At 45.1% G+C, this 13,298-nt stretch carries 9 protein-coding genes; all 9 read right to left on the bottom strand.

From position 1 onward, the window contains the following. Position 1 precedes the first annotated feature (1 nt). The 9 genes from DXA54_RS03645 to DXA54_RS03600 all read right to left on the bottom strand — a co-directional run bounded on the left by DXA54_RS03645 (position 2) and on the right by DXA54_RS03600 (position 13,288). Positions 2–1,132 (bottom strand): DUF4852 domain-containing protein, encoded by a 1,131-nt coding sequence (locus DXA54_RS03645; protein WP_054861810.1) that lies wholly within the window; start codon positions 1,130–1,132, stop codon positions 2–4. A 198-nt stretch (positions 1,133–1,330) separates the two neighbouring features. Continuing rightward, the gene (locus DXA54_RS03640; RefSeq protein WP_008141172.1) at positions 1,331–2,221 is read right to left on the bottom strand and encodes a DUF4377 domain-containing protein; all 891 of its coding nucleotides are present in this window, start codon (positions 2,219–2,221) and stop codon (positions 1,331–1,333) included. 134 nt (positions 2,222–2,355) lie between these two features. Next, entirely contained in the window at positions 2,356–3,723 is a 1,368-nt protein-coding gene (mobV, locus tag DXA54_RS03635) for a MobV family relaxase (protein WP_118425416.1), read from the bottom strand. A 577-nt stretch (positions 3,724–4,300) separates the two neighbouring features. Continuing rightward, positions 4,301–4,693: a hypothetical protein gene (locus tag DXA54_RS03625; protein WP_054856488.1), complete on the bottom strand. Its 393-nt coding sequence runs from the start codon at positions 4,691–4,693 to the stop codon at positions 4,301–4,303. 17 nt (positions 4,694–4,710) lie between these two features. Beyond that, positions 4,711–5,943, bottom strand: a complete 1,233-nt coding sequence (locus DXA54_RS03620; RefSeq protein WP_118425418.1) for a site-specific integrase — start codon at positions 5,941–5,943, stop codon at positions 4,711–4,713. 492 nt (positions 5,944–6,435) lie between these two features. Further along, a complete protein-coding gene (locus tag DXA54_RS03615; protein ID WP_004311188.1) occupies positions 6,436–7,548 on the bottom strand; it encodes a glycoside hydrolase family 105 protein in 1,113 nt (370 codons plus the stop codon). Between the two features lie 18 nt (positions 7,549–7,566). Further along, on the bottom strand, positions 7,567–9,771 hold the full coding sequence (locus tag DXA54_RS03610; protein ID WP_165863219.1) for a glycoside hydrolase family 3 N-terminal domain-containing protein: 2,205 nt from the start codon (positions 9,769–9,771) through the stop codon (positions 7,567–7,569). Between the two features lie 15 nt (positions 9,772–9,786). Further along, the gene (locus tag DXA54_RS03605) at positions 9,787–10,551 is read right to left on the bottom strand and encodes a hypothetical protein (RefSeq protein WP_004311186.1); all 765 of its coding nucleotides are present in this window, start codon (positions 10,549–10,551) and stop codon (positions 9,787–9,789) included. Positions 10,552–10,558: 7 nt separating this feature from the next. Further along, positions 10,559–13,288: a sugar-binding domain-containing protein gene (locus DXA54_RS03600; RefSeq protein ID WP_120078982.1), complete on the bottom strand. Its 2,730-nt coding sequence runs from the start codon at positions 13,286–13,288 to the stop codon at positions 10,559–10,561. Positions 13,289–13,298 lie beyond the last annotated feature (10 nt).

Here is a 13,298-nt window from a genome sequence, read left to right as displayed (position 1 = left end):
ACTATTTATTGTTCTTTTTAGGTAGCGTTTGTGTACCAAGATAATTGTATGTCACTTCTTGTATGTTATAAGGGAAGACATTATAATAACCGTCCGTTTGTATAATTTCCATGTTCAAAGCTTTTTGACCGTATGCTTTACGGAGTGTTGACCACTCGAAATCGAATGATGTTCCGGGACACATCACCATGGTACGTTTATCAGGAAGTGATACTGGCTGTTGGAGGATGCGCACATATACGTATAGGGTAGCTGTTGGTGGCAAGGTCGCCGAGGTCATTTTACGCATAGTATAAATGCCTTGGGCAATGTTTTTTTTGCAAGGTAGGGTGGCAAATGACGGAGCGTTAGTGAAATGAAAGGCACAACTTCCCCATAAGCAATAACCTTGTTGGGATAATTCTCTGTTCTGCTTGGTTTCCACATTGACACACGTTAAGCCCGAAAGCGGGAAACGCTGTTGATTGATGTCGTACATTTGGAGTTCCGACAAACATTTGATACGGAAAACCTTATTGAAATCTGCATTTGCCACAGCTTGTTCCAGTTCTTTCCGATATGTTGTACGAAGTTCTTCCAATGCAAACGGGTCATTGGCTGCTTCTGCATACTGTTGGGGAGCAGAGAGAGAGGCATAGGTCTCGACTGATGCTGTGTCGATAGGTTTGCCGTAAAGTTTATGTGTGTAGGCGAACAAGATAGCCGGGGTAAGGTCGACAGCTCCATCCATATGGGAAACATGATGTCCGGACATGATGTTTCCTTTGGTTAAAGCCATGTTTAGATATACGCCAATCTTGAAATCGCCCTGTTCGGCAAAGACTATTTGGGGCGTTTCCGGCTGTTGGTAAATGCCGAACTGTTGATAGAGTTTGGGCTGGTAAGCAGGTATGTCGGTAATGACGGCAGTCCGTCCGGTTGAGTTTTTCGGATTCAACTTGTCGAATTTATTATCGGCGTTTATCTGCTTTATAAATAGATAGCCCGAAGGCAATGGTTCGCCAATACGGAGCGTGTCGCCTACTTTATAAGTACGACCGTCACAAGCATCAATGCTCTGCTGGGCTTGAAGGGGTTGGCATAACAAACAGACACCGCTTAACAACAAAACGGTCAGATTTATTCTTTTCATACGTTTTTTTGTGCTTAATTCTATAGTTCTCATTTTAATAGATTCTTATAATAGTTGCAATGATATAGTCAAACTGCGTTATTTTGAGAATTTTACACAAAAAAGAATTGATTATCAACAAATTACGATTTAAATCCCTCTCAAACCAATTCTGTTTGACTATAATTAGGATGATTGATGCTCGCTGAAGATTTTATGTTATTTAATAGAAATGGCATAAGAAACCACAACTGTTTTCACTCCGGCTTGCGGATATTTATTTTTGTAGTATTCAGAAAGGTCTTTATAAAGATAAGCTACATCGGGGGTTAAATCTACGTTTCTTGATTTAGCAGAACGACCCATAAACACATCAAATGAAAGATAATTCGTTTCATTTCCATGTTCATCTAAAAAAGTCCATTTCCCATAACCAAACACATTTCCTTCTGGAGGAAGTAATTTGTAAGATTCTGGCATTTCTTCCGGGGCTTTGTTTTCGTTTTTTATAATACACGGTCCCAATGTATTATTATCGTCTTTTATTGCAATACATCTTAGGAATTTGTCTTCGCTCCGCCAAAGCATATAATGAAAATCCAAAGGAATAAAAGATTTTTTTTTCAATTCTTCTTCAATAAGTTTTTGATTATTATCTGCATCTACTACATATCTGTATTTAGGAAGCTGTACATTCTCATAGTATGATTTAGGGATAAAATGTAAAGGCAAATTTTCTGAATCTTTCCTATCTTTAGATATTATTTCAAGTAGTTCATATTCCGTCCATGCGGGATTTCCCATGCTATAATCCAAATAATTTGTTTCACTGATTTTTACCTTATATTCATATCCTTTCTCAAACTCAAATTCATCAATGACTCCAAGGCTCTCCCATTCTTGGGCATTTTCTTTCTTTACGGCATATACATCAGACAAATAATTAAATCCGTCTGACCAACAAACACCGGGTATCTTCTTTGATGCAATGGTTAAAGAATATTCCTTGTAGTCTGTCACTTTCTCACCCTCTTCATCTTTGTTATCACAACCTATAAAGCCGAATATACAGAGAAATAATATCAGTATTTCTAATTTTTGAGTTTTCATATCTATCAAATTTTACGATTCTGTATTTACTTTTATTTGCTCTATCCTTATTTTGTGTGCAAATATATAAAAAGTGCCATTCATAAGGCATTATGAACAGCACTTTTTTATTGTTTTCCAGCAAGATAAAACGGTTATATCTTCATTCCCCTACCTTTTTTTTGCGGTTGTATAGGTCGGCGTATGTTCTGCCTTAACTTCTCGAACTTTTCCTTGAACCACTCGGCAATGGGCTTTCGGTCAATGGCAAGAACCAGTCTCGTCCCGTCCGTGGGGTCTTTCACGACTTGAAACCCTGCCTTTTCGGTCGTGAATTTCCGTCCGTGTTCCTCCGAGTAAAGTTCCCCTGCATACTCCAACGGCTTTCCCTTGACGAGCGTTGCGGTTTGCCTTTCATCGAATCCCACAAGGCGGCATAGGTTTTCGATACGGAGCATTTCACGGAAATAGGGAAACCATGCCGCCGCCCTTGCGATTACCGTTTTCAAGAAAGATATTTCCTCCTTGTGCTTCGTTTCCTTGTCCGCTATCTCCCTGCGGTACTTCCGTTCTACTTCTGCCATCTGTCGGCTGTGGTCTGCCTGCATGTTCTGTATTCTGTCTTGCAGGGCTTCGATGGTTTCCTCGTGGTCGGCTACCTCCCTATGCAGGGCGATGTTCTCTTTTTCCAATGTCTTGACCTTGTTGCTGCCGAAAAGAGAACCGACACTCTCGGCGATGTTGGCGGCTGCGGTGGTTGCTGCCCCTTTCAGCTTCTCGGTCTGTATTTCTTTTTTCGCCCGTCTTAGTTCTTCCCGTGCCGTTTCTTTCTGCTGTTGCAAATCCACCACTTCCGCTTTGAGGTTGTCGGCGAGTTTCTGTATATCCCGATAATACTGCTGCGTGGACTTGTGGCGAGCCTTCGAGCCGTCTATGCCCCTTTGCATCCCGTATTTCGCCATCGCCACGGCATAGGTATCTTGGTAGGACTTCAATTTCAGCCGTGTCATAATATCGTCTGCGCACAGCCTCACGGTGTCGGTCGGTTTCTTGCGGTATCGCTTTTTCGTCTGTTCCTCCCTTTTCCTGCGCTTTCGCTCTCCCTTGACGATGGGGGCGAGCGTAACGTGTATATGCGGTGTTTCCTCGTCCCTGTGCAGGTGAGCCGCCACGATGTTCTCCTTTCCGAACGTGTCGGCGAAGTATTTCAGATTGTCGGCGCACCACTCGTCCAAACGCCCCTCTTCTTCTATCCGCTTCATGTCCTCGTGCGTTCCCGATACGTTGATGCGGATAGCCCGTACTTGGTTGCTTCCGATTTTGCGTGTCAGCCCCGCTTCTTCTAATCTCTGCTGTATAGCCGCCGAACGGTCTTTCACCCCGTCGGGGTATTCGATGAGTCTGCGGTTTAGGTGTGTGCGTGTGGGGTCGGCGTTCTTCGGTATGATGAAACGCTCGATATGTGCGGTCGTTCCGCTGTCGCTGCCGTGCGCCTTTTCCATGTGTAAAACTACGAAACCCATATATTCTTCCTTTCTTTTTTGGCTTGTGAAACAATGATTTTTTGTATCTTCGGGGGCGGCAAATGCCGTCCCCGATGGGGTGTGCAGAGGGGCTTGCCCCTTGCCTTATTGGGGAATTTTCAGCGATACGTAGTATTGCGGCTCGGAAAATTCCCTAATAAGCTACGGTATTTTCTCCGTAAATACCCTGCGGCGTGCCGTCCGTCTGCCTTTCTGCGGTGGCTGTTCCTACCACCTGCTTACCCATATAACCCCACCTAATTTTTTCCCTTTCGGTCGGTGGATGTGGGCGGTCGTTTCCGTTTTCAAAGGCTCTTTTGCATGGGGCGGTCGGATACAAGGTTTTCCCGATAAATACGCTCGCAGCGAAGCGAGAGGAAGATTTATCGGGAAACGGCGCAGCCGCCCGACCTTTTAGCCGACATAAAGCCCCGTGCTTGCTTTGCCTTTGTAAACGGAAATGATTGCTCCGCTTTCCTCTGAAAAGAGGAATAGAACCTGCAATATATATCACCATAGTGATAGATTTGCATGTTGGTATGTTGGTATGTTTGCATGTTGGTATGTTGATATATCATCATGCTTTCCAACGGCTGTTGGGCTTGCCGTCCGAAACAACCGACACGAATACCGTCGTTTTCTCTTTTCGCCCGTGTATAATCCTTTCCAATAATGCCCTGCGGACTTTCGCCGCCCCGAACGATTCGATACGGAAAGCAAGGGCGACTATCGTTTCGAGGTTGTAAACCTCCGCGCTGTATCTGTCCGATATGCGGATAATGCGCTTTATATCATATATATTCAAAACTTCGCTTTTGCAGAGTGCCTTTATCCCTGCCCGAACCGTCGGGGCGATAACCCCGAACAGTTCGCAGATTTCCCACTCGGTCATGGCGGTTGCACCTATATCGCTCGGCAGGAAGATATTGCCCTGCCCGTCCATCGTGATAATATTCCTTTCTTCTTTCATCGGTATTCTGTTTTTAATTAGATGGCTCGGCAGATATTCTTCTCCATATCCTCCAACTTGTGCGACAGGGTTTCCATGTCTTGGCTTATCTTCTGGGCGGTGATTTTGGCGTAAATTTGGGTGGTTTTTATGTTCGTGTGTCCCAAAAGGCGGCTCACCGTTTCGATGGGTACGCCGTGCGACAAAAGTACGGTCGTGGCGTTCGTGTGGCGTGCAACGTGATAGGTCAAACGCACCTTGAAGCCGCATTGTCTGCCTATATCTTTGAGTATTTTGTTACAACTGCCGTTACTCGGAACGGGGAAAACATGACCGTCCCGAGCCAGCCCCTTGTATTTCTCTATGATACGTTTGGGAACGTCCAAAAGACGGATGTTCGATTCGGTGTTGGTCTTCTTTCTTCGGGTGATTATCCAAAGATTGCCGTCGAAGAATGTTTGCAGGCGGTCGGTGGTGAGGTTCTTCACGTCTGAATACGCCAAACCCGTGAACACAGAAAAGACAAACAAGTCCCGTACAAGTTCATGGGTGGCGTTCTTCATGGGTGCGTTCATGAGCGTCTGTATCTCCGTTTGGGTGAGGTAGCCCCTGTCCACGTTTTCGGGAGAGTTGATATATCCGGCAAAGGGATTGAACGGCAAACGCCCGTCGTTCCTCGCAATGGAAACTATGTGTTTCAACATAATCATGTAGCCCCACACGGTATTGGTGCGGCATTTCTTCTCCGTGCGCAAAAAATACTCGAAGTCGTTGATAAACGTAAGGTTGAGTTCCTTTAACGGAATATCCTCTCTCTTGTAGGTATGGGGCAAAAACTCCCGAATATGGTTGCAGACCGTCCGATAACGGGTAAATGTACCCTGCGCCCTGCTGTGCCCGACTTTCTTCTCAAATTCGGCGTTGTGCTGCTCGAATAGCTTTAACAAGGTTTCTTGCTTGATGCCGATACCGAGATAGGCGTCTTTGAGTTTGGCGGCGGTAACATAACCGTCCGTCTGCATTAACTCTTGATAGCGGCGGTTTACCTCCACACGGATTTTATCTACTGCAAGGTTGATTCTCTGCGCTTCGACGCTCTTGCTCGAAGCACGGCTGTTCTTCACATCCCACAAGCGTGGGGGAACGTCCATCTTGCAACTGAACTGTTTAATCTCGCCGTCCACCGTGATACGGCACATCAGAGGCAGGTTGCCGTTCGGCTTCTCGCTGCCTTTCTTCACGTAAAATAATACCTTGAATGTACTTCGCATAACTCACTCCTTTTTTTGGTTACAAAATTAGTTCTTAGTGAGTTACCGACAGCTATGTAAATCAACACAAAACGCAGAAAAAGAACCTTTTAGCAAGAAATCTGCATCCGTTACGGGAGTAACGAGGTGGTAACTGAACTTCTGCACCGTTTGGCTTCGAGGTGGTATTTCGTTGGCTCTGCCCCATAGAAAAACAAAGCGTAACGAACGCTCTATCAGCTAATTCGCTACGCTTTGCCCAAATTTACTTTTTCGCTATGTGTTTATTTTATATATTGACAGGCGCAGAATTCTTATGTATTATATAGGTCAAGTCTCATAATATTAACTTTCTTTATCAATTAGCCTATTTTCCCCCAACAATGAGAAAAGCTATATCATCACTCGGAAAACGGAGTTTGATATAGCTCTTCCACACTTAACAGCTACCATCTGGACCTTACAGAACGAGCTTTTTAGTTTTGCTACAGTTCTTCTCCATAAAGACACAAATTATCTTGCCATTTTATAGATTTCATTGCCCGCCATCAAGAAAGCGCCGACTCCATAAACTTCCGTCATATCACGAGTCACTTTCTTCGGATCAGCACCGATTTGCTGCACATAGCCTAGTTTCCCATCCGGTTCCACTGCCGATAACAATGCCTTCCATCCCTTTATCATCACAGGAAGATAAGTCACCTTATCCAACAACCCTTCGTTAATACCATAGGCTATGGAATAAACTATAAAAGTAGTGCAACTGGTTTCCGGTGACGGATAAGAAGCAGGGTCTAACAGACTTGCGTGCCAGAAGCCATCAGGATGCTGCAATCCGGCAATCCGTGTAGCCAGTTTCACAAACAGTTCCTCATAGAATTTGCGGTTCTTGTCTTTTCGAGGTAACTCTTTCAATATTTCAACCAGACCACCAAGCACCCAACCATTACCACGACCCCAAAAGACTTTCTTGCCATTAGCTTCACGCTTATCAAAATAGCGCCAGTCACGGTAGAATAAATTTTCTTCCTTATCGAACAAGTAATCATAAGTCGCTTTATACTCACGGTTCATAAACTTGATGTATTTCTTGTCTCCGGTCAGCATATACAGTTTGGCATATACAGGGGGAGCCATGAAGAGGGCGTCACACCAAGTCCACCGTTCCAAAGTTTTCAAGTCACCTTCCACTAATTTGAAACTGCCTTTAGAAGGATGATTGATAATCCATTCCGTACGAGCCAATGTTGGTACAATCATCTCTTCATCCTTATATTTGCGATATAAATCCAAAAAGGATTGTGACACGGCAATATCATCAGCATGATAAAACCGTTTGTCCGGCTGCCAGCAATTCCGGCGACCTATACGGGTCAACCATTTATAGTAAGTATCATCACCGTCTTCTTTCTCTGCCAATTCAGCCCAATCGACCATACCGACATAGAGAGCACCTTGCGGCCAGTTCAGGTCGTCATGTTCAGGAGCCGGATGTGGATTGGCAATTTGCCAATCCGCAACCTTTCTCATGATAGACTTAACTTCGGACTTTTGGAAAGGGATTTCTACCGCTCTCACGAAAACACTGCATAAAAGGTATGCGCTTAACAAGAATATCTTTCTCATATTATCAATTCTTTACTTTCAGTCTATCAATTCCAATTTCACCTTTTTATCCTTCACTTGTACATAATAAGTACCTTTTTCCAAAAAGCGTTTACCGTCTCCATCAATAAAGCCCAAGTCACGTAATAAATCCACTTCAAATCTGAAAGTTCTGGTTTCACCGGCCCTAATCGTTTGCTTCTCAAAATATTTCAATTCTTTTACCGGACGGGTAATCGTTGAATAAGGGTCTGTAATGAACCAATGGACAGTTTCCGCACCATCCCTGTCGCCTGTGTTGGTCACCGCAACTTCTACTGACAGTTTATCTCCCCTTTTTAGTTGAGTAGCAGATGCCTTGAGGTCGCCATACTCAAAAGTAGTGTAGCTCAATCCATGTCCGAACTCATAGAGCGGTTCTATCGTCAGGTCTTGATACTTGCCCTGATGAGGACGGGCACTCTGCCGCCGATTATAATAGATGGGAATCTGTCCGGTTGCATACGGAAAAGTAATGGGCAACTTGCCGGAAGGATTGATTCTTCCTGTCAAAATGCCCGCAAGCGGTTTGCCTCCGGCAATGCCCGGTTGCCAGATTTCAACAATGGCGTCACAAACCGGCTCCAGACGGCAAAGTTCCAACGGACGTCCGTTGGAGAGAATCAGCACAATCGGTTTGCCGGTCTTCTTCAGTTCCATCGCTAATTTCTCCTGTATCTTCGGCAAGGCAATGGAAGCACGCGAAGCATTCTCCCCGCTCCAGTTCCGCTTTTCACCTAGACAAAGCAGGATGACATCCGCCTTCCCGGCCGTAGCGACAGCTTCGGCAAAGCCCGATTCATCCTTACCGTCAAAGTCGCATCCTTTGGCATACAGCAGTTGTGACAAGTCTTTCAGTTCCAGTTTCAGCCCGTCATAAATTCCTACCACATCACCGTCCTTGCCGTGAGCAGTCCAGGAGCCTAACAAGTTCCAGCGATTTTTACCTAACGGACCTATGACCGCCACCTTTGTATCCGCCGCCAATGGCAAACGTTTCTCCTTGTTCTTTAACAGCACAAAAGACTCTTCCGCCAATTTCTCTGCTATTTTTATATCTTCCGGCTGCAAGAAGCGCTCCTTTTCTGTCGTCTCTCTTATGTAAGGATTCTCAAACAAGCCCAGGCGGAACTTCAAACGAAGGATGCGGCGAACGGCATCGTCCACAATCTCCACCGGCACCTTGCCCTCCCCTACTAGTTCTTTCAGGTATTTGTCATATCCGCGGGACATCATGTCCATATCCACGCCTGCCATGATTGCTTTTTCGCTGGCTTCCTTCAGGTCTTCCGCCGCTCCCTGGGAAATCAACTGTACAATGGAACCCCAATCCGAAACTACAAATCCGTCATGACTCCAACGACCTTTCAATACCTCTCTCATCGTATAATGATTGGCAGAGGCGGGTACACCGCTTATATCATGAAAGCCACTCATCAGGGTAACGGCACCCGCCTTCACTCCCATTTCATAGGGAAGCATATAGGTATCCCAAAGAGTCTGCGGAGAGATTTCCGTATATACGTAGTCACGTCCCGCTTCCGAAGCTCCATAACCGATATAATGTTTCAGGCAAGCGGCAATATGCTCCCCGTCCGCCAAATTATTACCTTGATATCCTTTCACTGAAGCGACAGCAAAAACTCCGTTCGTATACGGGTCTTCCCCATATCCTTCGGAAACGCGCCCCCAGCGAGGATCGCGTGCCACATCAATCATCGGCGAGAACGTCCAGTCCAGTCCTGCCAGACGCGCTTCCCTGGCAGCCATGGCGCAAGCTTTCTCCACCAAAGCCGGATTCCACGAACAAGCCTGCGCAATGGAAATCGGGTAAACAGTACGGAATCCGTGAATCACATCGTGCCCGAACAGTACAGGTATCCCCAACCGCGACTCTTCCATAGCTTTCTTCTGTATGTTGTTACGCAGGTGGGGACTAGTGCTATAATAAAGAAGCGCACCGATTTCCGCAGGGATATTCTTCACCTCCTCACCAATATTGTTCGCGTTCGTATTCCGTCCCGCAACATACTGGCTCAGTTGAAGCACTTTCTCTTCCATTGTCATGCGCAAGAGTAAATCCTCCACACGCTTCTCCGTCGGAGCTTTCGCGTCTTTATATACGGCAGGCTTCTCATTCCTCGCCTCAAGCATGCAAAACGCCGTCCAAAGGCACACCCCACACGCTATCAACCTTTTTTTCATCATGGTTTCTTTCATTTAATTAAATATAGCTTTATCTGACAGGCGCATGGTGCGCTTGCCGTTACTTTTCAGTTCAAAAACGGTCAGGGAATTTGCTCCCTTTTGCAATGTTTCTGCTGGAAGTTGTATAGATTGCTGCGCATTCTGTTCCCAGTAAGAGCCCGCATAATGTCCGTTCACCCATACTTCTCCCATTCCCCAACCGGAGACATCCAGATAAGTATCAGCGGGGATTTCTACTGTAAAAGTCCCTTTATAGAAACAAGGGCGACCACCGTCCGTTTGTGGTGCGAAAGTCAGTTCACCGACTGCACAATCGCGTACCGCCAAAGGAATCATTCTCCAATTCCCTATTTCCGTATCCGACAAGGTGATACTGCCAAAAAGCCCTTTGGAATTATCCAATATCTCCGGCCCATAGGTGATACGGCCGATATTTTCCGCATATAATTGCAAGGTGTGCTTGCCTGCAAGCACCTGTAAGGGGATTGCTTTCTTCTCTTCCGTCATCCATCCCTGTAACTTTCCATCTACATATACGGCGGCATAGTCTCTTACATTTTCCACCGTCAATACCGGGTTCTCCTCCTCTGCCGTGATTGTGGCCTCATAAAGGGCGTATCCGAACTCAAGTCCCAACTCATTCATCGGCAGCAATTCCTCTGCCTCCTGCACTTCTCCGTAAATTTGCTCCAAAGAAGCCGTCTCCGACATCTGTATTTCCTGTGCCGATACAGATGTCAGAAACAAAAGACTTAGAATAAAACTAAAACTTCTCATTCTTTCCCTATTTTCTTAAGAACGATTCTATAAACGACGCTTCTACATCTACTTGCGGGTTGAAGCGGTCACTCTTCACATAGCGGTCGATACTAACCAGCAGTTGTTGAGTGGCAGGCCGTTTCTCCATTTCTTTCTTTGTATCCAGTGCCAACACCATCAGCTTCCCATTTCCTATTCTGGCTTCAAAACCGATTCCCAGTTTGTGGTTAGTTTCATAACTGTCTATCACCTGAATGAACGGACGCAACTGACGTGGCGCCTCATCCATTTCGATTACTTTGGCATGCGTTAAGATGTCCCACCATTGCCAGTCAAGGTGTTTTTCCGTAATGAAATCGTCGAACATCGCCTTGTCTGTATGAATCAGACAACCCAGTGTCATCGGTTTCCATTTGAACATGATAGGATTCCAGAAATGATTATGGAAATTGGAACTACGCCCTATAACCTTAGCCGGCATGGGGCATAGGACAACTTTCCTTCCTTCTTTAAGGAATTGTTTAGCCCTGTCGTCAAATACCGTCGTATAGAGAACATCCGCCGTAGACTGCATCAGTTCTTTCAGTTCCCGACGAGGATATACCCAAATATCCCAGCTATTATTGATTGTATTATTCACCGATAAATGAACAGTCAGCTTTTGAGGAGCGGTGATACCGTTAAGTGCATAACTAAATTCTCCTGCGGAAAAAACACCATGATTACCGATATTTTGTGTTTTTAGCTTTCCACTTTTCAGCACCTTGCCGTCCGCATCTGTCACCCACCACTTAAACTTAGCGTTTTTCAGGGCAGAGGGACTATAATTATAGATTTCCGCTTTTCCTGTGAATACGTCGTCGTTATAGTACGAACGTTTCGAAAAACGCAGCAGAGCCACAGTCGGAGCACAGAATTCCCGGAACTTCTCCGGTGTAATCAGTCCTTTAGAGTTCCAGAAAGGATCGAGGATACCGACAGGCGCATATCCTTGCCCCGTAAAGTCATTAATAGACAAAAGCTGGAAACCGGATTTCAGATAAGTACGCAGTTGAGCTTCAATCACGTCTTTATATTCGAGTACGGTTTGCGCACCGGAAACCTGATAGAAATCATCTGCCTGATCCAACATGCCATGTGCTTTCAAGGAATCACGATACACTTCAAAATTGCGTGCTTGTACAGGGCCGGTAAAGTTAGGAATCTCCTTAAAATTAGGATAGATACAGCGTTGTCCCGATTCATGGGAAATGACAGGTACGTCAATACCCAACTCTTTGTTTTTATCCCAGTCGGTAGATGGTCGTCCTTCATAAATAGCCATGTGACCTTTGGTAGTCTGGTGAGTGATATAGAATTGGTCGGACTTGACACGGGTACGGGCCGTCGAACCGCTGTACAGTCTGCGGCTGTCAGTGGTACGTCCATAATGAGTAAGTTCTTCGATAAAATCAAAATTACCGGTAATCTCATTACCATTGCAATAGAGAACAAAGGAAGGATGATTGCCATACTCTTTCAGAATGGCTTTCTGCTCGCGACGGAAGAAATTATAACGGGCTTCGTCCGGTTCAGCATCTTTTCCCCACATCGGCATTTCCACTTCAAGATATACTCCCAATTTATCAGCCACCCGAAATGCAGCCGCAGGCGGACACCAAGAATGAAAACGCATGTGATTCATTCCATAGTCTTTCAGGATAGTCAGCACACGTTCCCAAGACGCATCATCCACCGGCGCATAGCCTGTTTTAGGGAAGACAGCGTTCTCTACTGTTCCACGTAAGTGTATCCGGTTACCATTGAGATAGATTTTATCCTTATCCGCCGTTATCTCACGCATTCCGAAAGTAGTAGAACGGCTATGTTGATAGTTTGCATTGTCAGCACGGATAGTCAGGTCACATTGCAATGTATAAAGATTGGGAGTAAATTCATCCCACAACCGGACATTCTTTCCTAATGCGATAACATCTTCTACATAAAAGACAGAATCATTTCCACTGACGGTTATCTCTTTATTCAAATCATACGAATTGCCTGATATTGTAAAAGCCGCTTTTCCGGTAACCGGTTTATGAGTATGATTCAGTATTTTCATTTTCACTTTTACCGAACGGTCTGACACATCCGGATATAACTGCATATCATCAATGTACACAGGGTCTACAGCCATTAACTTCATTTCACCCAATATGCCATTCCAGTTGATTTGCGTAAATTCGGAATGAGCATGATCCCATTTGTGGGTATCATACTGATAACGATTGTCAATACATACGGTAATAACGTGTGTCTTACCCGGTTTCACAAAATCTGTCAGTTCATGATTATGAGGAACACTGACATAATCAATCTTACTAACCTCTTTCGTATCCACATAAATGGAACTTAGCCAATGTATCCGTTCAAAATACACGAAGATACGTTTCCCTTTCCACTCCTTCGGAATAGCAATCTCACGTTGATACCAAGCCGGCCCCATGTATTCATATACACGGGTCAGACGGTCAATATGCCGATACGGAGATTTGTAACCTATCTTGTAATCATCCGTAATGGCCGGCAGGACAATCGATTCTTGCAAACGATGTATATAACGCACATCTAACGAACCACGCCGGAAATCCATCACATCCGTCTGAAATCCCCACTTACCGGATAAATCTATTTCCTGCGTCTGCGCTTTCAAAGGTGATAATTGGGTTATCAGCGCAAATGCAACAAAAACTAACTTTATAAACTTGTTCTTCATATAAATATCT

Source organism: Bacteroides sp. OF03-11BH, from assembly GCF_003604005.1.
Taxonomy (GTDB): domain Bacteria; phylum Bacteroidota; class Bacteroidia; order Bacteroidales; family Bacteroidaceae; genus Bacteroides; species Bacteroides ovatus.
The sequence above is the reverse complement of the archived record's forward strand: the minus strand, read 5'-3'. Positions and strand labels throughout refer to the sequence as shown.

What these genes read in the sequence shown, in the direction of transcription:
- DXA54_RS03640 (WP_008141172.1), bottom strand. Translation starts at nt 2,221, where the DNA reads ATGAAAACTCAAAAATTAGAAATACTGATATTATTTCTCTGTATATTC.
- DXA54_RS03645 (WP_054861810.1), bottom strand. Translation starts at nt 1,132, where the DNA reads ATGAAAAGAATAAATCTGACCGTTTTGTTGTTAAGCGGTGTCTGTTTG.
- DXA54_RS03620 (WP_118425418.1), bottom strand. Translation starts at nt 5,943, where the DNA reads ATGCGAAGTACATTCAAGGTATTATTTTACGTGAAGAAAGGCAGCGAG.
- DXA54_RS03605 (WP_004311186.1), bottom strand. Translation starts at nt 10,551, where the DNA reads ATGAGAAGTTTTAGTTTTATTCTAAGTCTTTTGTTTCTGACATCTGTA.
- DXA54_RS03610 (WP_165863219.1), bottom strand. Translation starts at nt 9,771, where the DNA reads ATGAAAAAAAGGTTGATAGCGTGTGGGGTGTGCCTTTGGACGGCGTTT.
- DXA54_RS03615 (WP_004311188.1), bottom strand. Translation starts at nt 7,548, where the DNA reads ATGAGAAAGATATTCTTGTTAAGCGCATACCTTTTATGCAGTGTTTTC.
- DXA54_RS03625 (WP_054856488.1), bottom strand. Translation starts at nt 4,693, where the DNA reads ATGAAAGAAGAAAGGAATATTATCACGATGGACGGGCAGGGCAATATC.
- mobV (WP_118425416.1), bottom strand. Translation starts at nt 3,723, where the DNA reads ATGGGTTTCGTAGTTTTACACATGGAAAAGGCGCACGGCAGCGACAGC.
- DXA54_RS03600 (WP_120078982.1), bottom strand. Translation starts at nt 13,288, where the DNA reads ATGAAGAACAAGTTTATAAAGTTAGTTTTTGTTGCATTTGCGCTGATA.